The sequence below is a fragment of the Streptococcus sp. 400_SSPC genome (genome assembly GCF_001072745.1).
In the GTDB taxonomy this organism is placed as follows: domain Bacteria; phylum Bacillota; class Bacilli; order Lactobacillales; family Streptococcaceae; genus Streptococcus; species Streptococcus xiaochunlingii.
In genome coordinates this window covers 99489-120165 of the sequence record NZ_JVIQ01000017.1, presented here as the reverse complement: position 1 = coordinate 120165, position 20677 = coordinate 99489, and the positions used below count along the sequence as shown (strand labels likewise).

The window sequence follows — 20677 nt, the reverse complement described above, 5'->3', positions numbered from 1 at the left end:
TCCCTTCATATTTATTTCTATCATACCCAATTTAATAGGGAAACAGGAAAATGTCAATAGCTTTTAGGTAAGATGCATATTTGAGAGTGTTATTTCTTGAAATAGTAGAGAAATAAGAGATAAATTAGCTATTATTTTGGGCTGAAAACAGTTTTCATTTTCGGATATCGTAAAAAAAAACAGTTGAGTCCATTCTCAACTGTCTGCGGAGTACTTTATTTTTGATGTCTTTTTGCATAGTCGACAAAGTGAAACTTGTCTAATTTGTGTCGACTTTCGGTGAACTGGAATTGTCGTCCGTCTGCTAGGTGAACTTGGGAACGGACCGTCACCACGTGTTGGTCTTTTCCAAGATCCAATAAGATTTTGTCGCGATTATCGATTGGTGAAATCAAGATTCTTAAGATATTAAAAAAAGAAAACGGCTCTTCGTTTTCTTTTTTTGTCAGAGAGAATAGGAGCAATCAAGAGCGACTGGAAGGGCCTGTACTAATACAATGGGTTGAAATTGAAAAACAGTTTATTTTCTAAAAAATCATTAAAATCCTTTTATTCACAAGGAATCATGGTATAATAAAACCATAAAACGTTTTCAAGAGAGAAGGATAAGACATGGAAAATGAAACAGTTGACTATGGAAAAGTAACAGGAATGGTACACTCTACGGAAAGCTTCGGTGCAGTGGATGGACCAGGGATTCGTTTTATTGTCTTTCTTCAAGGCTGTCAAATGCGGTGTCAGTATTGCCATAACCCGGATACTTGGGCTATGGAAACCAACATGTCTAGAGAACGAACAGTGGATGATGTCCTAGAAGAAGCCCTCCGCTATCGAGGATTTTGGGGTCAAAAAGGTGGGATCACGGTTAGTGGTGGAGAAGCCCTCTTGCAGATTGACTTTTTGATTGCCCTCTTCACCAAGGCTCAAGAGTTGGGCATTCATTGTACCTTGGATACCTGTGCTCTGCCTTTCCGCAATACCCCTCGTTACCTGGAAAAATTTGATAAATTAATGGCAGTGACAGACTTGGTGCTTCTGGATATCAAGGAAATTAACGATGAACGGCACAGATTTGTAACCAGTCAAACGAACAAGAATATTTTAGCCTGTGCCAAGTATTTGTCTGATATTGGAAAACCCGTCTGGATTCGTCACGTTTTGGTCCCAGGTTTGACAGACCGAGATGACGACTTGATCGAACTTGGAAAATTTGTTAAAACCCTTAAAAATGTCGATAAATTTGAGATTCTTCCTTACCATACTATGGGGGAATTCAAATGGCGGGAATTAGGTATTCCGTACAAGTTGGAGGGTGTGAAACCACCGACAAAAGAACGGGTTCAAAATGCAAAAGATTTGATGGAAACGGAAAGTTACCAAGATTACCTGAAACGGGTTAAAGGATAAAATAAATCGAGACAGTTGGTCCTTCCAGCTGTCTTTTTCTGATGAAAAGCATCACTATCCCTTTCTTTAAACGGAAAAACGTGCTAAAATAGAGTGAATATACAAATGAAAATGAAGAGGTAGAAACATGTCAAAAATTCTCGTTTTTGGTCACCAAAATCCTGACTCAGATGCCATCGGTTCATCTGTAGCCTTTGCTTATCTTGCAAAAGAAGCATACGGTTTGGATACAGAAGCAGTGGCTCTAGGAACTCCAAATGAAGAAACAGCTTTCGTATTGGACTATTTTGGTGTGGAAGCACCGCGCGTGATCACATCAGCTAAAGCAGAAGGTGCAGAGCAAGTCATCTTGACGGACCACAATGAATTCCAACAATCTGTGTCAGATATCGCTGAAGTAGAAGTATACGGTGTAGTGGATCACCACCGTGTGGCTAACTTTGAAACTGCTAGCCCACTTTACATGCGTTTAGAACCAGTTGGTTCAGCATCTTCTATCGTATACCGCATGTTCAAAGAACACGGTGTAGCAGTGCCAAAAGAAATCGCAGGTTTGATGCTTTCAGGTTTGATTTCAGATACTCTTCTTTTGAAATCTCCAACAACTCACCCATCTGATAAGGTGATTGCACCTGAATTGGCTGAATTGGCTGGTGTCAACTTGGAAGAATATGGTCTTGCCATGCTCAAGGCTGGTACCAACTTGGCAAGCAAATCAGCAGAAGAATTGATTGACATCGATGCTAAGACTTTTGAACTCAACGGAAATAATGTCCGTGTTGCCCAAGTCAATACAGTTGATATTGCTGAAGTTTTGGAACGCCAAGCTGAAATCGAAGCAGCCATCCAAGCCGCCAATGCAGCTAACGGCTACTCTGACTTCGTTTTGATGATTACTGATATTGTCAACTCAAACTCAGAAATTTTGGCTCTTGGTGCTAATATGGATAAGGTAGAAGCAGCTTTCAACTTCAAACTTGAAAACAATCATGCTTTCCTTCCAGGTGCCGTTTCACGTAAGAAACAAGTGGTTCCTCAATTGACTGAAAGCTTTAATGCATAATGATAGGTGGGGAAACCCATCGTTAAAAAGGAGTTTCGACTCCTTTTTTGCTAGGAGGAGACCATGTTAGAATCTGGCGATTTGATTTTTGTGAGAGAAAATACGGAAATGGGCCAGGCCATCCAGGCCTCGACAGGTAACTACAGTCACGTGGCTATCTTTTTGAACGGACAGATCTATCATGCTAGGGTGGAAGGTGGTGTTCTTTCCCAGTCACCCGAAGATTTCTTTGAAGCTGGAAAAGTCTATGACCTTTATCGCTATACGGCGATTGATCACGAAGAAGTCAAAAAGCGAGCAGAGAGCCTTTTAGGAGCTCCCTACAATGCGTCCTTTTATCCAGATGGAAAAGGTTTCTATTGTTCCCAGTTCATCTCTGAACTACTCCCTGTTTTTGAGACCATTCCCATGAAGTTTGGAGATGAGGAAGAGGAGATTAGTCCGTTCTGGCTGGATTACTACAAGGAACTTGGCCTAGCCGTTCCCCTAGATCAGCCCGGAACCAACCCGAGTCAGTTAGCCCAGTCTTCCCGTCTACAGTTTAAAGAAAGGTATTTGGATGATTCAGATCATTAATCCCACACGTTTGACACGTCAGCTATTTTTCAAGGACTTGATCAACTATCTGGACCAGCAGGATGATGTGATCCTGCGACAAATCAAGGCCCAATTTCCAGATCAACCAGTGGATAAGCTGATGGAGGAGTATATCAAAGCGGGCTTCATCCTTCGAGAAAATAAACGCTACACTCTCAATTTGCCTTTCTTAGAGTCAGCTGATCGAGTTGAACTGGATCAAGAGGTCTTTGTTCGAGAGGACAGTGCAGTTTATCAAGAATTAAAAGCCAAGGTCTTCCAAACAGAACTCCGCAATACTACCAATGCAGCGATTTTGATAGAGGAGACTGACTTCGAACGACATGCACAGACACTTTCCAATTACTTCTACAAGGTGAAACACCAATACCCTTTGACGGAGGAGCAAGAGAAACTCTATGCTATTTTGGGTGATGTCAATCCTGAGTATGCTCTTAAGTATATGACCAGCTTTTTGCTCAAGTTCCTCAAAAAAGAAGAAGTCCAGCAAAAGCGCAGAGACATCTTTGTTGATAGCTTAGAAGTCTTAGGCTATATCCGCAAAAATGATGAAGGCAAATATGAATTAGCAGTGGACTTGGACAAGGAAAGGCTGATGTTTATCAAACAATAAAAAAGGCTAGGAATTTTCCTAGCCTTCTTTCGTTTGATTAAAGGTAACGTTCAGCAATGGCGGCATCGCCTGGATACTCTTCTTTTACGCCATTGACGATTTGGTAGCAGTCAGCTCCTTTTCCGGCGATAATGACGGCATCTTCAGGCTTGCTGGTCGTTGCCATAGCTACTTGAATGGCTTGCTCGCGATCTGCGATTTTCTCGACAGGGCGCGTGATGAAGCTGCTAATCTCTTCAGCGATAGCCAAAGGATCTTCATAGTTGGGATCATCCGCTGTGAGGAAGACTTGGATCTCAGGATGGTCTTCTAAGAGTAAGCCAAAGTCTTTGCGGCGGCTCTCTCCCTTATTACCGGTTGATCCAAGGACCAGTGAAATCGTCCCCGTTTGATGGGTTTCAACAACTGAGAGTAGTTTTTTCAAGCTATCTCCATTATGGGCATAGTCGATGAAGACCTTGGCTCCATTTTGCTGAGTCAAGACTTCCATTCGGCCAGGAACGCGCGTCTTAGCAATCCCTTTTTGGATATCCTCAAGACTCGCTCCTAGGCGAAGGCAGGCAAGACCTGCAGCCACAGCATTTTCTTGGTTGAAGTGACCGATGAGCTGGGTATCATAATCTCCCGCCAGCTTGCCAGTGACAGAAAAGCTAAAGGCTTTTGAGTTCTGGACTTGGTTGCTTGATTGACTACCGTAGAAGTCGTGGTCTTGCTCAGCGACTTGTTCCGCAAGAATCTCAAAATGATCCATATCGCTATTGACGACAACAGCACGGCTATTTTCCATCAAGAGACGTTTGTGGTAGAAATAGTCTTCGAAGGTTGGATGCTCAATTGGTCCAATATGGTCAGGGCTGATGTTGAGGAAGACACCGACATCAAAGGTCAGACCGTAAACCCGTTTCACCAAATAAGCTTGGCTAGAAACTTCCATAATCAGGTGGGTCCGATCGTTGGCAACTGCCTGGGCCATCATTTCAAAAAGATCAATGCTTTCTGGAGTGGTCAAGGTTGATTTGAAGAAGGTCTTGCCATCCAAGGTTGTATTCATAGTGGATAGCATGGCTGGACGGTGTCCTTGCTCAAGAATCTTGTAGGCATAGTAAGCAGAAGTCGTTTTGCCCTTGGTCCCTGTAAAAGCTAAGAGTTTTAGCTGGCGCTCAGGGTGGCCGTAGAATTCCATGGCAATCAAGCTCATAGCCTGTTTGATATCCGTAACGATAATGGCTGGGATGCTGACCTCAAAGTCTTGCTCAGCGACATACCACTGGAGACCTTGCTCGATCGCTTGCTCCAAAAATTCCTTCTTGAAATTTGCCCCCTTGACAAAAAAGAGGGTCTCGGAGTTGACCTTTCGACTATCGTAGCTAATTTGATTAAAAGAAACACCACTTGCTGAATAGTGGTATTCTCCGTCTTGTAGGATCTCACGAAAGTTGTGATCCTCTTTTAAAATGTTTAGTACAGTTTCTATCTTTATCATAATCCTATTTTAAACTGAAAGACCTTATTTTACAAGTGTAAAGGAAAAGTTTATAATGAAAGAAGACTATAAAGCAGAGGAAACATATGAGTAACGAAACAAGTAATCAACAGGCCCAGATGCTTCGAGGTACAGTCTGGTTAACAGCCAGTAATTTCATTAGTCGTCTCTTAGGAGCGGCCTATATCATCCCTTGGTATATCTGGATGGGCAAGCATGGCGCAGAGGCAAACGGTCTCTTTACCATGGGCTACAATATCTACGCTTGGTTTTTGCTGATTTCAACAGCAGGCGTCCCAGTAGCAGTCGCTAAGCAGGTGGCCAAGTACAATACCAAGGGGCAAGAAGAGCACAGTTTTGCCATGATTCGTGGCTTCCTTAAGTTCATGTCTTTATTGGGCTTGGTTTTTGCTATTATCATGTATGTGCTTTCCCCAGTATTTGCAAATCTGTCTGGAGGTGGGAAAGACCTAATCCCTGTCATGCAGAGCTTGTCTTGGGCAGTCTTGATTTTTCCTTCCATGAGTGTCGTTCGTGGCTTCTTCCAAGGGCATAACAATCTGAAACCTTACGCCATCAGTCAAATTGCTGAGCAAGTGATTCGGGTTATCTGGATGCTCTTGACAGCTTACTTCATTATGAAGGTCGGCTCAGGTGATTACGTTGAAGCCGTAACCCAGTCCACTTTTGCAGCCTTTATTGGGATGGGAGCGAGTCTTCTAGTCCTCGTCTATTACCTCTGGAAAACAGGGCTTCTACAGCACATTATCCATCGCCCAGAGTCTGATAGCCAGATTGATACCAAGGCTCTCTTGTGGGATACCATTCGTGAAGCGATTCCGTTCATTGTGACAGGATCAGCTATTCAACTCTTTCAAATTATCGACCAGATGACCTATAGCAATGTCATGTCTTGGTTCACCAACTTCACTCGTTCAGAGTTGTTGGTTCAGTTCAGCTACTTCTCAGCGAATCCGAACAAGATTACCATGATTTTAATTGCAGTTGCGACATCGATCGGTGGGGTGGGAATCCCTCTTCTTACAGAGAACTATGTCAAGGGTGATTTCCGGGCTGCAGGTAAGCTGGTTCAAGATAATTTGACCATGCTAGTAGCCTTCTTGCTTCCAGCGACGATTGGAGCAGTAGCCATTGCAGAGCCTCTCTATACGGTCTTTTACGGGAAACCAGATTCCCTGGCTTTGGGACTCTTTATCTTAGCCATGTTACAAACGGTCATCCTAGGCTTGTATACGGTTCTCTCTCCAATGATCCAGGCTCTTTTCCAAAATTGGAAGGCAATTCTTTACTTTGGCTATGGAGTATTGGTAAAACTGATTCTCCAAGTACCGTTCATTTATGTCTTTAAAGCCTATGGTCCTCTTCTTTCTACTACAATTGGTCTCATGATTCCGATTGTTCTTATGTACAAGGAAATTCATCAGGTGACTCATTTCAATCGCAAGACAGTCTTCAAACGGAGCTTATTGACAGCCATTCTCACCTTGATCATGCTCTTGGTGGTCCTAGTTGCAGGCTTTATCCTCGGCTTGGTGATCAAACCAAATGGTCGAGTGACAAGCATGATTTATGTAGCTCTGATTGGTGGTGTTGGAATCGTGGTATACGGTGGCCTTGGTCTTCGTCTTCGTTTCTTAGATCGCTTCATTGGTAGCAAGGCAGCTAGTCTTCGAAATAAATTTCATATTTCATAATCAGTAGAGGTTGGGGCTATCCCACCTCTTTTTTCATTATAGTTTGAAGCTATATCTAGCTCTTGAAAAAGGAAAAACCGAATCATCTAAAGAAGTGATACAATAGAGACAATTGAATTTACGTCCATTGGAGGTTTGTATGAGTCACAAAAAGAATATTAACACCATCCTAGCTCAAGCGGGAATCAAGTCGGATCCAGCAACAGGGGCTTTGATTACTCCGCTTCATTTTTCAACCACTTACCAGCATCCAGAGTTTGGTCAATCTACTGGTTTTGACTATATCCGTACCAAGAATCCGACGCGGGTAAACGCTGAAAAGACCTTGGCAGCTATTGAGAGTGCAGAGCATGCCTTGGTGACGAGCTCAGGTATGTCTGCCATTGTCTTAGCTTTTAGTATTTTTCCAGTTGGCAGTAAGGTCTTGGCAGTAAGAGATCTTTATGGAGGCTCTTTCCGCTGGTTCAACCAAATGGAACAAGAAGGACGCTTTTTCTTTACCTATGCAAATTCTGAAGAAGAATTGGTAGAGGGATTGAAGGGAGAGGTGGATATTCTCTATATTGAAACGCCTACTAACCCACTCATGCTGGAGTTTGACATCCAGAAATTAGCTAAACTCGCTCATGAAAAAGGGGCAAAAGTGATTGTAGACAACACCTTCTATAGCCCTATCTACCAACGTCCAATTGAAGAAGGAGCAGATATCGTCCTTCACTCAGCGACCAAGTATCTAGCGGGTCATAATGACGTTTTGGCTGGTGTTGTAGTGACTGATGATGAAGGTCTCTATGAGCAACTCTTTTATAACTTAAACACAACTGGAGCTGTTCTCTCTCCTTTTGACAGCTACCAATTGATCCGTGGGTTAAAAACCTTAGCCCTTCGAATGGAGCGCTCTACAGAAAACGCGAAGAAGGTAGTGGAATTCTTGAAGGGGCATCCAGCCGTTAAGGAAGTTTTGTATACCGGCAAGGGAGGCATGGTTTCCTTTAAAGTAAGCCACCAAGAAAAGATTCCAACCATTTTGAACCACTTGCAAGTCTTTACCTTTGCAGAAAGCTTAGGTGGAGTGGAGAGTTTGATTACCTACCCAACTACACAGACCCACGCAGATATTCCTGCAGAGGTTCGTCATTCCTATGGGTTAACGGATGACTTGCTTCGCCTTTCCATCGGAATTGAAGATGCACGGGATTTGATTGAGGATTTAGAACAAGCATTGGCTAGATAGGAGTCCATCATGGGAAAAGAACAATTTTTGACTGTCCCTAATCGTTTGGGGCATCATACTAGCAAGTGGAAGGAGTCAGAGCAAGATCCAGAACTTCTTCCTGCTTGGATTGCAGATATGGATTTTGAATCCTTGCCTGCGGTTCGACAAGCCATTCGAGATTACGCGGATCAATTGGTCTACGGCTACACCTATCCTAGTGAAGAGCTTTACCGAGCTGTTCAGGAGTGGGAAAAGTCAGAGCATGGATATGTGTTTGAGAAGGAAGCCATTGTCTTTATGGAAGGTGTGGTTCCGTCTATTTCAACGGCTATTCAGGCTTTCACTAAGGAAGGCGAGGCTGTTCTCATCAATACGCCAGTTTATCCACCCTTTGCCCGTAGCGTCCGCCTCAATCAACGCAAATTAGTGACCAATTCCTTAGTAGAAGTGGATGGACTCTTCCAAATTGATTTTGAGCAATTGGAGAAAGACTTTGAAGAGCACCAAGTCAAGCTCTACATCCTGTGCAATCCTCATAACCCAGGCGGTCGCGTCTGGGAACGAGAAGTCCTAGAAAAGATTGGTCGTCTCTGTCAAAAACATGGGGTCTTGCTTGTTTCAGATGAAATTCACCAAGACTTGGTGCTATTTGGAAATCGGCACGTATGTTTTAATACGGTAGATCCAAGCTTTAAGGACTTCACCCTTGTCTTATCGAGTGCGACCAAAACCTTCAACATCGCAGGGACAAAAAATTCCTATGCCATCATCGAAAATGATGCACTAAGAAAATCCTTCCAAGCTCGGCAGTTGCGAAACAATCAACATGAGATTTCTGCCCTTGGCTTTATCGCCACCGAAGTCGCCTATCAGAATGGAAAGGCTTGGTTAGAGGACTTAAAGGAAGTCTTGGAAGAAAATATCGATTACACTATAGAAGTTTTGCGTGAGCAGACAGACATTGGTGTGATGAAACCGCAAGGGACCTATCTACTCTGGCTTGATTTTTCTGCCTACGGTTTGTCAGAGGAAGAACTCCATGCTAGACTTCATGACCAGGCTAAGGTCATCCTCAATAAAGGGACAGACTTTGGAGTAGAAGGGAAGCAACATGCCCGTTTGAATGTGGCAGCTCCGAAAACCCTAGTCCAAGAGATTGTCGATCGGATCGTAACAAATTTTCCTAAAAAAGGTTGATTTTAAGGGTTGACTTTTCTATAGGGGAGGAGTATACTCAAAGGGAATAACGGTAGGTGAGGCTACCACAAGGATACGGATGACTACCGCAAAGCAGTGGAGACACTACTCGTTGGTCAACAGTCCTGATCGCAAAGGTCAAGACTAAGCTCATTTCATTGCCTTGCGGAGCTAAAGCTTGGACGGTCTATTTTTTGAGAATTTTCATTAAAAAATAAACGACGAGTTTAATGAGTCCTACCTGTAAAAGGGGAGGGCTCTTTTCTTATGCTTAAGAAGCCTCCCAACCTATCAAGTAGAAAAGGAGAGCACTATGATACAAATCGACGATCATCCCGAACCGCACATAGCCAGCCAATCGCTGATTTGTGTCATCGGGACTCTATAAGCGTTTGGCTCCTGATTTAAAAGGAGATTCCAATGCAAACAACAAAAGAAAGACTCATTGCTGCATTACAAGATGCAGAAACAAAAACCTTAGCAACCTATCAATCTAGCTGGTCTGGCTTGACGGAAGACCAGGTAGAGGAGAACCGAGATAGCTATGGAGAAAATGTCCTCACAAAGGGGCAAGATAATTCTATCTGGAAACGGATTGTTGAATCCATCATCAATCCCTTCACGGTCATCTTACTGCTCATTGCCCTTGTTTCTCTGGTGACCAATGTTTGGTTAGCCAAACCAGGAGAGGAAGATCCAACGACCTCTCTCATCATTGTCGTACTCGTCCTTCTCTCTGGAGGGATTCGCTTTATCCAAGAATTGCGAAGTGACAAGGCTGCTAGCAACCTTTCTCGCATGATTGTCAATACAGCAACGGTCATTCGAGAAGGCAAAGAAGAAGAAATTCCCATTGATGAGATCGTTGTGGGAGACTTGATCAAATTGAGTGCAGGCGACATGATCCCAGCGGATGTGGTCTTGTTAGATTCTCGAGACTTCTTCGTTCAACAGTCTGGTTTGACTGGAGAGAGCGATGCTGTCGAAAAAGTCTGCTTGAAAAAAGCGACTGGCCAAAATCTGGACAGTCTTTTGGAGAGTGAAAGTCTAGCTTTCATGGGGACCAACGTCATCTCAGGTCGAGCAACAGCCTTGGTCTTGGTCGTTGGGGATGAAACCATGATGGGAGAGATTGAGCAAACCATCAATACTTATGATGAACCAACCTCTTTTGAACGAGAAATGAACACCATCTCTTGGTTGTTGATCCGACTCATGATGGTCATGGTACCCATCGTCTTCTTTATCAATGGTTTGACAGATGGGGACTGGCTGGAAGCAGGGGTCTTTGCCCTTAGTGTAGGGGTGGGCTTGACTCCAGAAATGCTCCCAATGATTATCACCGCTAGCTTGGCCAAGGGTTCCATTATCATGGCCAAAGAAAAGGTGGTCATCAAAAAGCTCAATGCTATTCAAGATCTAGGCGCTATTGATATCCTCTGTACCGACAAGACAGGAACCTTGACCCAAGATGAGATTGTACTCGAATACCCACTCGACATTCGTGGGGACTTGGATTTGTCCGTCCTTCGTCGGGCCTACCTCAACTCTTACTTCCAAACCGGCCTCAAAAACTTGATGGACCGCGCTATTATCAGTCGGACAGAAAGAGAAGCTAAGAAACATGAGATTGTCAGAGGCTTGGACCAAAGCTTCCAAAAAATTGATGAATTGCCTTTTGACTTTGAACGCCGGCGGATGAGTGTCATTGTCAAAGATGAGCAGGGAGTCGTGAGCATGGTCACCAAGGGGGCCCTGGAAGAAATGCTAGCAGTCTCTAACTATGTGGAATACAAGGATAAGATTATCCCCCTAACAGACCAAGTGAGGGAAGAAGTCTTGGCAGAAGTAGCTCAACTGAATGAACAAGGTTTGCGCGTGCTAGGGGTTAGTTACAAATCAAATCTTGAGGAAGGCTATGCCTTTGAAGTGGCAGATGAAGCAGACATGATCTTGACGGGCTACCTAGCCTTCTTAGATCCACCAAAACCATCTGCAGCACCAGCCATCAATACCCTTGCGGAATACGGAGTTGCTACTAAAATCCTTACGGGTGATAATGAGAAAGTGACCCAAGCGGTTTGTGAAAAGGTGGGACTGGATGTTGACCGCATTTTGCTGGGTAGCGATATCGACAGTCTCTCTGATTCAGACTTGGCCCAAGCAGTAGAAATCACCACCGTTTTTGCAAAATTATCTCCAGATCAAAAAGCACGCATTATCTTGCAACTCAAAGCAAATGGCCACAAGGTCGGATATATGGGAGATGGGATCAACGATGCTCCTTCTATGAAAGTGGCAGATGTGGGGATTTCGGTTGATACAGCTGTCGATATTGCCAAAGAAACAGCAGATGTTATCCTTCTGGATAAAGACTTGATGGTCCTCGAAAAAGGCTTGGTAGAAGGCCGCAAAGTTTATGCCAACATGACCAAGTACATCAAGATGACTGTTTCTTCTAATTTCGGAAATATCTTCTCTCTTCTCTTTGCTAGTATTTTCCTTCCTTTCCTTCCAATGGCCCCTATCCATCTCATCGTTTTGAACTTGGTTTATGACCTTTCCTGTATCGCCTTGCCTTTCGACCGGGTTGATAAGGACTTCTTGAAGAAACCTCGGATTTGGGAAGCAAAATCCATTACCCGCTTTATGGCCTGGTTTGGTCCTATTTCCTCTGTCTTTGACATCTTGACCTTTATCGCTCTCTACTTTATCATCGTACCGATGATTACAGGCTATGGCTATGTCCATGGAGCAGACAGTGCGGGACTCTTCATCATGCTCTTTCAAACCGGCTGGTTTATCGAGTCCATGTGGTCCCAAACTATGGTCATCTATATGCTCCGCTCTCCAAAATTGCCTTTTGTTCAAAGTCGGCCAGCCCTTGCAGTCATGGCAACGACCCTATTGGGCGCCCTCTTTGTGACCTTCCTACCATATGGCCCACTGGCTTCCTTGTTGAAAGTAGCGCCACTAAATAGTCTTTACTTCCTATTACTTGCGGGAATCCTTTTCCTTTATATGGCAAGTGTCACCCTGGTCAAACACTATTATATTGGCAAGTACAAAGAGTGGCTATAAGATAGACATTAAAATAAGAAAAGAAAAGGTTTGCATATTTGTAGGCCTTTTTCTTCCTTTTTGATATAATAAGATGAATATAGAGAAAGAAGGAACCACAATGGGAAAACTTGAAGTTATTAAACATCCACTGATTCAGCATAAATTGTCTATTTTGCGTCGGACTGATACCTCTACAAAGGCTTTTCGTGAATTAGTAGATGAAATTGCTATGTTGATGGGATACGAAGTTTTGCGCGAACTTCCTCTTGAAGACGTAGAAATCGAAACACCCATTACAAAAACAGTTCAAAAACAGATTGCTGGTAAAAAACTAGCGATTGTTCCAATCCTTCGTGCAGGGATCGGGATGGTAGACGGACTCTTGAGTTTGGTACCCGCTGCTAAAGTTGGTCACATCGGAATGTACCGCGATGAAGAAACCTTGAAACCAGTTGAATACTTGGTGAAATTGCCAGAAGATATCGACCAACGTCAAATCTTTGTGGTAGACCCAATGTTGGCGACTGGGGGATCTGCAATCCTAGCGGTAGATTCATTAAAGAAACGTGGTGCAAGCCATATTAAATTTGTCTGCTTAGTTGCAGCACCAGAAGGAGTGGAAGCTCTTCAAACAGCTCATCCAGATGTCGAAATCTTTGCTGCAGCCTTGGATGAACGGCTCAACGAAAACGGCTATATCGTTCCAGGTTTAGGTGATGCTGGGGACCGTTTGTTTGGTACCAAATAAGCACATTTCCAATCTATCTTTAGGAAAGTAAAAATTTGACCTTTGTTGACCAATGGGATATAATAGCTTTTATAAAGAATGGAAGGAGAGCTAGCCTCTCGAATCAACCGGATGAAACTCGTGAGATGGTGCCGGTTATAATGGATAAAAGGAGATGAATGAATGATTCCAGTAGTAATTGAACAAACTAGTCGTGGCGAACGCTCATACGACATATACTCACGCCTCTTAAAAGACCGTATTATCATGGTGACAGGACCGGTAGAAGACCAAATGGCCAATTCGATTATTGCCCAATTACTCTTCTTGGATGCCCAAGATAATACCAAAGATATCTATATGTATATCAATACGCCAGGAGGCTCTGTCTCTGCAGGTTTGGCAATCGTCGATACCATGAACTTTATCAAATCAGACGTCCAAACCATCGTCATGGGGATGGCAGCTTCAATGGGGACTGTGATTGCATCAAGTGGTGCCAAAGGCAAACGCTTCATGTTGCCAAATGCTGAGTACATGATCCACCAACCAATGGGTGGTACTGGTGGCGGTACTCAACAAACGGATATGGCCATTGCAGCAGAACACCTCTTGAAAACACGTCACAGATTGGAAAAAATCTTGGCAGAAAATTCAGGTCAAACCATCAAGAAAATCCACGCTGATGCAGAACGGGATAATTGGATGACTGCAGAAGAAACCTTAGCTTATGGTTTCATCGATGAAATCATGGCTAACAACAATCTCGGATAAGAAATCTTAACCATCCAGCCCTCTCCTTTGACAGGAGAGGTTTTTTTAAGACATTCTTTACTTTCTAGAAAAAGATAGTATTTTTACCTGAAATTTGCTATACTTGTAACAGAAGCAGAAAGGGATTGTGTATGTTTGAGAAGCAAGCTAGAACAGGCTTAATTGTAAAATTGTATTATAATCGAGATGCAAAGAAATTACAGGAAATTGGGGATGTGATCTATCATTCCAAAAAAATGCGCTATGTCCAGGTCTATGTCGATAGTCCTCAAGTTCTTGAAATTATGCAGCAATTAAAAAAAGAACGCTTTGTAAAGAAGGTTCAAATTTGCCATATTCAAGAATTGGATCGTGATTTTGTAGGAAGTTTGCATCGTCAACAGGATGAAACACAAGTAGAAAACGCAATCATTTAAAGGATTGCGTTTTTTATATTGACAATTGTCAGATAATTCGGTATATTCTTAATATGTATTTATTTTAAGATTATTTAAGGAGATTATTACAAATGAAGAAAAAATTTGCTCTTTCATTTTTAACAATTGCAAGTGTCGCTCTTCTTGCGGCCTGTGGTGAAGTTTCAACTTCAGGTTCAAACACAACTGGTAACGAAATCGGCAAAGAACTAAAAATCGGTTTTAACTTTGAAAAAACTGGTGAAGTAGCAGCATATGGTAGTGCTGAACAAAAAGGTGCTCAATTAGCCGTTGATGAAATCAATGCTAATGGTGGAGCTGATGGTAAGAAGATTGTTGTCACAGACAAAGATAACAAATCTGAAACAGCTGAAGCAGCTACAATCACTACAAACCTTGTCACTCAATCAAAAGTGAACGCTCTTGTAGGGCCTGCTACTTCAGGTGCCACTGCCGCAGCTGTTGCGAATGCTGGTAAAGCAGGTGTTCCATTGGTAACACCATCTGCAACACAAGATAATTTGACAAAAGGTCAAGATTACCTTTTCCGTGCAACCTTCATCGATAGCTTCCAAGGACAAATCATTGCTAAATATACAACGGATAACTTGAAAGCGAAGAAAGTTGTTCTATACTACGATAATTCATCTGACTATGCTAAAGGGATTGCTGAAGCCTTTAAGAAATCTTATAAAGGTGAAATCGTAGCAACAGAAACTTTCCAATCTAAGGATACAGACTTCCAAGCTGCTCTTACAAAAATCAAAGACAAAGACTTCGATGCGATTGTCCTTCCAGGGTACTACACTGAAACTGGTAAAATCGTAAACCAAGCACGTGGTATGGGAATCAAACAACCAATCATTGGTGGTGATGGATTTAGCGATGCTAAATTCGTTGAACAAGCAACACCTGCTGCAGCTACAGACATCTACTACGTAGCTGGATTCTCTACTGAAGGTGAAATGACTGATAAAGCCAAAAAATTCGTAGAAGCTTATAAAGCAAAATACAACGAAGAACCTTCAATGTTTGCAGCTTTGGCGTATGATTCAGTTTACATGGTTGCAGAAGCATCTAAAGGTGCTAAGAACTCTGTCGAATTGAAAGACAACCTTGCGAAGTTGAAAGACTTGGAAGGTGTTACTGGTACAATGTCTATTGACAAAGACCATAATCCGGTTAAATCTGCACTTATGATTGGCTTAAAAGATGGTAAAGTTGAGTCAGTTGAGTCGGTTAAACCTTAATTATCATTTGTTGTTTGTACAAGAGGCTGGGAGAATGAAAATTCCTGGCCTCGCTCTTTATTATTAGAAAGGATGGTTCAAATGCTCCAGCAATTAGTGAACGGTCTAATCTTGGGAAGTGTCTATGCACTCTTAGCCCTTGGTTATACTATGGTGTATGGAATTATCAAATTGATCAACTTTGCCCATGGGGATATCTACATGGTAGGTGCCTTTATGGGGTATTTCTTATTGAACTCATTGAAAGTTAACTTCTTTGTAGCCTTGCTTCTAGCTATGGTCGGGACAGCTATTTTAGGGGTTGTGATTGAATATCTGGCTTATCGTCCGCTTCGTCATTCGACTCGGATTGCAGCCTTGATCACAGCCATCGGGGTTTCCTTCTTGCTTGAATATGGGATGGTCTTCTTTGTAGGGGCCAATACCCGTTCCTTCCCGCAAGTCATTGAAACTGTTCGTTACAATTTTGGTCCCATTTCGATCTCTAACATTCAGTTGATGATTTTAGGAGTGTCTATTTTCTTGATGGTCGCTCTTCAATTTATTATCCAAAAGACAAAGATGGGGAAAGCCATGCGTGCCGTTTCTGTTGATAGCGATGCCGCTCAATTGATGGGGATTAACGTAAACCGGACCATCAGCTTTACCTTTGCTTTGGGATCAGCCTTAGCGGGTGCTGGTGGGGTTTTGATCGGTTTGTATTACAACTCAATCGAACCTTTGATGGGGATGACACCAGGGATCAAAGCCTTTGTCGCAGCCGTTCTTGGAGGAATCGGAATCATTCCAGGCGCGGCCCTAGGTGGCTTTGTCATCGGTTTATTGGAAACTTTCGCTACAGCGATTGGTCTTTCAGACTTCCGTGATGCTATTGTGTATGCCATCTTGATTGTGATCTTGCTCATCCGTCCAGCAGGTATCCTCGGTAAAAATGTGAAAGAGAAGGTGTAAGCCATGAAACAAAATTTAAAAGTGAATTTAGTCTGGCTTGGTCTTTTGGTCGCAGGTTTTGCCTTGATCCAAGTCTTGGTTGCAGCGGGTGTGCTCAACCTCTTCTATATCCAAATTTTAGAACAAATCGGAATTAATATTATCCTTGCAGTTGGCTTGAACCTCATTGTTGGTTTCTCAGGTCAATTCTCACTCGGTCATGCCGGATTTATGGCGATTGGTGCCTATTCTGCAGCCATTCTCGGTTCTAAATCACCAACCTACGGGGCTTTCTTTGGTGCGATGGTTTTAGGGGCTTTGATCGCAGGTCTCGTTGCCTTGATCGTTGGGGTTCCAACCCTTCGTTTGAAAGGGGACTACCTCGCGATTGCGACACTGGGGGTTTCTGAAATCATCCGGATCTTGATCGTCAATGGTGGTACTCTCACCAATGGTGCCGCTGGGATCCTTGGTTTGCCAGCCTTTACAACCTGGCAATTGGTTTACCTTTTTGTCGTGATTACAACCATCTTTACCATCAACTTCTTACGCAGTCCAATTGGACGTTCTACCCTCTCTGTTCGTGAAGATGAAATCGCAGCAGAATCTGTTGGGATCAATACGACCAAAGTTAAAGTCATCGCCTTTGTTTTCGGTGCGATCACAGCAGCGATTGCAGGATCTCTCCAAGCAGGTTTCATTGGATCTGTCGTTCCGAAAGATTATTCTTTCACCAATACTATTAATGTCTTGATCATTGTCGTGTTTGGTGGTTTGGGATCAATGTCAGGAACAGTTGTGGCAGCTATCGTCTTGGGGATCTTGAACATGGTGCTTCAAGACTTCTCAAGTGTACGTATGATCATTTACTCATTGGCTTTGATTCTCGTGATGATCTTCCGTCCAGGTGGTCTTCTTGGAACATGGGAATTCAGCTTGAAAAAACTACTCTCAAAAAAGGAGGCTAACTAATGGCACTTCTTGAAGTAAAAAATTTAACAAAAAACTTTGGTGGTTTGACAGCCGTTGGGGATGTGACCATGGAACTCAATGAAGGGGAATTGGTTGGGTTGATCGGGCCCAACGGTGCCGGTAAAACAACCCTCTTCAACCTCCTAACAGGAGTGTATGAACCAAGTGAAGGGACCATTACCTTAGACGGTCACCTATTAAATGGTAAAGCACCTTATAAAATCGCTGCAGGTGGTCTGGGACGGACTTTCCAAAATATTCGTCTCTTTAAAGATTTGAGCGTTTTGGACAATGTCTTGATTGCCTTTGCCAACCACCACAAACCACATGTCTTTGCGAGTCTTTTCCGCTTGCCAAGCTATTACAAGAATGAAGAAGCTTTGAAAGCAAAAGCCCTTGAATTGTTAGCCATTTTCGGTTTGGAAAAAGAAGCAGATACTTTGGCTAAAAACTTGGCTTACGGACAACAACGTCACTTGGAGATCGTTCGTGCCCTTGCGACAGAGCCAAAAATCCTCTTCTTGGATGAACCTGCTGCAGGGATGAACCCTCAAGAAACAGCAGAATTGACCCAATTGATCCGTCGCATTCAAAAAGAATTTAATATTACGATCATGCTGATCGAGCACGATATGAGCTTGGTCATGGAAGTAACAGAACGGATTTATGTATTGGAATATGGCCGCTTGATTGCCCATGGTACGCCAGATGAAATCAAGAATAACAAACGCGTAATCGAAGCCTATCTAGGAGGTGAAGCCTAATGTCTATGTTAAAAGTTGAAAATCTTTCTGTACACTATGGCATGATCCAGGCTGTCCGTGATGTCAGTTTCGAGGTAAATGAAGGAGAAGTTGTTTCTCTTATCGGTGCTAACGGTGCTGGGAAAACATCTATTCTTCGTACCATTTCAGGTTTGGTGCGTCCAAGTGCTGGGAAAATTGAGTTTTTGGGTCAGGAGATTCAAAAGGTTCCAGCTCAAAAGATTGTAGCAGCAGGACTCTCTCAAGTTCCAGAAGGTCGCCACGTCTTTCCAGGCTTGACCGTTATGGAAAACTTGGAAATGGGAGCTTTCTTGAAGAAAGACCGAGAAGAAAACCAAGCTAACTTGAAGAAGGTCTTCTCCCGTTTCCCACGTTTGGAAGAACGGAAGAACCAAGATGCAGCCACCCTATCTGGTGGGGAGCAACAAATGCTTGCAATGGGTCGTGCCCTCATGTCGACGCCAAAACTTTTGCTCCTGGATGAACCTTCTATGGGATTGGCCCCAATCTTTATCCAAGAAATCTTTGATATCATCCAAGATATCCAAAAACAAGGAACAACTGTTCTCTTGATTGAACAAAATGCCAACAAGGCCCTTGCCATCGCAGACCGCGGTTATGTTCTCGAAACAGGGAAAGTCGTTCTTACCGGAACAGGAAAAGAACTCTTAGCCTCAGAAGAAGTCCGCAAGGCCTACCTTGGTGGATAAGATTTTTAAAGTTTGTTTGAAAGGAAAGGTCCTAAAGGCCTTTCTTTTTTCATCTCTTGTTTGATTTTTCTAAATTTTGAAAACAAGAGAAAACTGCTGAAAGCGTTTGAAATCATTCTAAAAATCAAGTATAATAAAACTAAGAAAAGCATAGGAGAATGATTATGGCTGTTAAAGATTTTATGACCCGTAAAGTAGTGTATATTAGTCCAGATACAACAATTGCTCATGCGGCAGATTTGATGCGGGAACAAGGCTTGCACCGCTTGCCAGTCATTGAAAATGACCAATTGGTCGGCTTGGTGACAGAGGGCACGATTGCAGAAGCAAGTCCATCTAAAGCAACAAGCTTGTCTATTTTTGAGATGAACTATCTGTTGAACAAGACCAAGGTCAAAGATGTCATGCTTCGTGATATCATTACTGTCTCTAAATTTGCCAGCCTCGAAGATGCGACCTATCTCATGTATAAGAACAAGGTGGGAATTCTTCCGGTTGTAGACAATGACCAAGTATCCGGTGTCATCACAGACCGTGATATTTTCCGTGCCTTCCTCGAAGTATCCGGTTATGGAGAAGAAGGAGTTCGTGTTCGCTTTGTGACAGAAGATAAGGTTGGTGTTCTAGAACAAATCATTCATTTGATTGTAGAAGAAGGATACAATATCGCCAATACAGTCAATATCCCAACCAAAGATGATCATGTCGTTATCGAAGTTCAGATTGATGGCATTACCGATACGGAAGTTATCAAGAAGAAATTTGAAGAAAATGGTATTCGTGTGGATGAAATTAGTCGCACATCTGCAAAAGCCTTTTAAATAAAGAAAGAGCCTGAGATATTCTCAGGCTCTTTGTTTTAGCGAGCAATGGGTTGCTTGTTGGTATCCAAGGTAAATCCTTCTCCTAGGATTTCGTGGGCTTCTGTAATGGTAATGAAGGCAAATGGATCGATCTTATTGATGATATCTTTCATTTGTTTCATTTCATTCCGTGAGACCACGCAGTAGACAATCTTCATTTCTTGTTGGCTATAATAGCCCATGCCGTTTACGAAGGTGACTCCTCGGCCCAAATCAGTCGTGATTTGTTTGGCAATTTCATCCGGTTTAGATGTAACCACGAGGAATCCTTTTCCTGCAAAACCTCCTTCACCGACGATATCAATGACGACGGTGTCAATCAGGATAAAGAGGAGGGTGTAGGCTGCAATTCGGAAGTCCTTGAAGACGATCAAAACAGTTGTCAAGACGATGGCATCCACAATTAACATGAGGCGTCCCATGGAAAGCGTCGTGTACTTGTTAAAGATACGCGCGACAATATCGGTTCCACCTGTTGTTCCTCCAGCGTTGAAGATAATCCCCAGTCCAGTTCCAAGGATAACCCCTGATCCGATACAGGCCAGAAGGATATCTCCGTCAAGAGCCGTAAAGACTGCAGTTTGAAGATGATGACTTCCAGGGATCAGCTCGAAGATGGCCATCCAAATAGAGACCGAAAAAGTTCCAATCAAACTGAGATAGAGGGATCGGAGCCCCAGTAATTTCCAGGCTAGGAAAAAGAGGGGAATATTGATGGCCAAGTTCATGACCGAAACGGGAATTTTAAAGAGGTAGTAGGTAATCAGGGTAATCCCTGTAGCTCCTCCCTCATAAAAGTGAAATGGAATGACTAAAAAGAAGATTCCAAAAGAAAAAATGCCAGCCCCCAAAATAATGGCCAGAATATTTTTTGCCTTAAACATGCTCGTTCTCCTATTCATTTTTCACCATACATT

General features: G+C 43.0%; 19 protein-coding genes, 1 pseudogene and 1 riboswitch. Of the genes and pseudogenes, 17 read left to right on the top strand and 3 right to left on the bottom strand.

The genetic code is table 11. The annotated features are described in order from the left end of the window. Nucleotides 1–215 precede the first annotated feature (215 nt). A pseudogene (locus ADH49_RS09715) lies at nucleotides 216–398 on the bottom strand (UTRA domain-containing protein); the annotation flags it as partial. A 214-nt stretch (nucleotides 399–612) separates the two neighbouring features. Here ADH49_RS09715 and pflA point away from each other — a divergent pair. The 4 genes from pflA to ADH49_RS03710 all read left to right on the top strand — a co-directional run bounded on the left by pflA (nucleotide 613) and on the right by ADH49_RS03710 (nucleotide 3680). Beyond that, nucleotides 613–1407 carry a pyruvate formate-lyase-activating protein gene (gene pflA / locus ADH49_RS03725; RefSeq protein WP_048689741.1) on the top strand — a complete coding sequence of 265 codons (795 nt, stop codon included), beginning with the start codon at nucleotides 613–615 and terminating at the stop codon, nucleotides 1405–1407. 127 nt (nucleotides 1408–1534) lie between these two features. After that, a complete protein-coding gene (locus ADH49_RS03720) occupies nucleotides 1535–2470 on the top strand; it encodes a manganese-dependent inorganic pyrophosphatase (protein ID WP_048689738.1) in 936 nt (311 codons plus the stop codon). A 63-nt stretch (nucleotides 2471–2533) separates the two neighbouring features. Continuing rightward, a complete protein-coding gene (locus ADH49_RS03715; protein WP_048689735.1) occupies nucleotides 2534–3046 on the top strand; it encodes a YiiX/YebB-like N1pC/P60 family cysteine hydrolase in 513 nt (170 codons plus the stop codon). Next, complete coding sequence (locus ADH49_RS03710; protein WP_048689733.1) at nucleotides 3030–3680, top strand: DUF1803 domain-containing protein; 651 nt, start codon at nucleotides 3030–3032, stop codon at nucleotides 3678–3680. Before ADH49_RS03715 ends, ADH49_RS03710 begins: the two co-directional genes overlap by 17 nt. A 37-nt stretch (nucleotides 3681–3717) precedes the next feature. Here ADH49_RS03710 and ADH49_RS03705 read toward each other — a convergent pair whose 3' ends face one another. After that, nucleotides 3718–5163, bottom strand: a complete 1446-nt coding sequence (locus tag ADH49_RS03705; protein WP_048689730.1) for a UDP-N-acetylmuramoyl-L-alanyl-D-glutamate--L-lysine ligase — start codon at nucleotides 5161–5163, stop codon at nucleotides 3718–3720. 86 nt (nucleotides 5164–5249) lie between these two features. Here ADH49_RS03705 and ADH49_RS03700 point away from each other — a divergent pair, with 86 nt between their 5' ends. The 13 genes from ADH49_RS03700 (at nucleotide 5250) to ADH49_RS03640 (ending at nucleotide 19718) form a co-directional block, all read left to right on the top strand. Beyond that, nucleotides 5250–6878 (top strand): putative polysaccharide biosynthesis protein, encoded by a 1629-nt coding sequence (locus tag ADH49_RS03700; RefSeq protein ID WP_048689726.1) that lies wholly within the window; start codon nucleotides 5250–5252, stop codon nucleotides 6876–6878. 139 nt (nucleotides 6879–7017) lie between these two features. Then, nucleotides 7018–8112 carry a cystathionine gamma-synthase gene (locus ADH49_RS03695; RefSeq protein ID WP_048689723.1) on the top strand — a complete coding sequence of 365 codons (1095 nt, stop codon included), beginning with the start codon at nucleotides 7018–7020 and terminating at the stop codon, nucleotides 8110–8112. Nucleotides 8113–8121: 9 nt separating this feature from the next. Then, entirely contained in the window at nucleotides 8122–9291 is a 1170-nt protein-coding gene (locus tag ADH49_RS03690) for a MalY/PatB family protein (RefSeq protein WP_048689720.1), read from the top strand. Nucleotides 9292–9332: 41 nt separating this feature from the next. Further along, nucleotides 9333–9487, top strand: a riboswitch (M-box (ykoK) riboswitch). A gap of 224 nt (nucleotides 9488–9711) precedes the next feature. Beyond that, nucleotides 9712–12372 carry a magnesium-translocating P-type ATPase gene (mgtA, locus tag ADH49_RS03685; RefSeq protein ID WP_048689717.1) on the top strand — a complete coding sequence of 887 codons (2661 nt, stop codon included), beginning with the start codon at nucleotides 9712–9714 and terminating at the stop codon, nucleotides 12370–12372. Nucleotides 12373–12472: 100 nt separating this feature from the next. Continuing rightward, on the top strand, nucleotides 12473–13102 hold the full coding sequence (upp, locus tag ADH49_RS03680; RefSeq protein ID WP_048689715.1) for a uracil phosphoribosyltransferase: 630 nt from the start codon (nucleotides 12473–12475) through the stop codon (nucleotides 13100–13102). 162 nt (nucleotides 13103–13264) lie between these two features. Then, the gene (locus ADH49_RS03675) at nucleotides 13265–13855 is read left to right on the top strand and encodes an ATP-dependent Clp protease proteolytic subunit (RefSeq protein WP_023024046.1); all 591 of its coding nucleotides are present in this window, start codon (nucleotides 13265–13267) and stop codon (nucleotides 13853–13855) included. A gap of 131 nt (nucleotides 13856–13986) precedes the next feature. Beyond that, complete coding sequence (locus ADH49_RS03670; protein ID WP_048689712.1) at nucleotides 13987–14271, top strand: DUF2129 domain-containing protein; 285 nt, start codon at nucleotides 13987–13989, stop codon at nucleotides 14269–14271. Between the two features lie 92 nt (nucleotides 14272–14363). Beyond that, the gene (locus ADH49_RS03665; protein WP_006595827.1) at nucleotides 14364–15521 is read left to right on the top strand and encodes an ABC transporter substrate-binding protein; all 1158 of its coding nucleotides are present in this window, start codon (nucleotides 14364–14366) and stop codon (nucleotides 15519–15521) included. An 81-nt stretch (nucleotides 15522–15602) separates the two neighbouring features. Continuing rightward, nucleotides 15603–16472, top strand: coding sequence for a branched-chain amino acid ABC transporter permease (locus ADH49_RS03660; RefSeq protein ID WP_009731472.1), 870 nt, complete (start codon nucleotides 15603–15605; stop codon nucleotides 16470–16472). Nucleotides 16473–16475: 3 nt separating this feature from the next. Further along, the gene (locus tag ADH49_RS03655; RefSeq protein ID WP_048689708.1) at nucleotides 16476–17423 is read left to right on the top strand and encodes a branched-chain amino acid ABC transporter permease; all 948 of its coding nucleotides are present in this window, start codon (nucleotides 16476–16478) and stop codon (nucleotides 17421–17423) included. Next, nucleotides 17423–18187: an ABC transporter ATP-binding protein gene (locus tag ADH49_RS03650; RefSeq protein ID WP_048689704.1), complete on the top strand. Its 765-nt coding sequence runs from the start codon at nucleotides 17423–17425 to the stop codon at nucleotides 18185–18187. The genes ADH49_RS03655 and ADH49_RS03650 overlap by 1 nt, the downstream gene beginning before the upstream one ends. Then, on the top strand, nucleotides 18187–18897 hold the full coding sequence (locus ADH49_RS03645) for an ABC transporter ATP-binding protein (protein WP_003005434.1): 711 nt from the start codon (nucleotides 18187–18189) through the stop codon (nucleotides 18895–18897). The genes ADH49_RS03650 and ADH49_RS03645 overlap by 1 nt, the downstream gene beginning before the upstream one ends. 164 nt (nucleotides 18898–19061) lie before the next feature. Next, nucleotides 19062–19718 carry a CBS and ACT domain-containing protein gene (locus ADH49_RS03640; protein WP_048689698.1) on the top strand — a complete coding sequence of 219 codons (657 nt, stop codon included), beginning with the start codon at nucleotides 19062–19064 and terminating at the stop codon, nucleotides 19716–19718. Nucleotides 19719–19756: 38 nt separating this feature from the next. Here ADH49_RS03640 and ADH49_RS03635 read toward each other — a convergent pair whose 3' ends face one another. Further along, nucleotides 19757–20644, bottom strand: a complete 888-nt coding sequence (locus tag ADH49_RS03635) for a YitT family protein (RefSeq protein ID WP_048689693.1) — start codon at nucleotides 20642–20644, stop codon at nucleotides 19757–19759. Nucleotides 20645–20677: the final 33 nt, after the last annotated feature.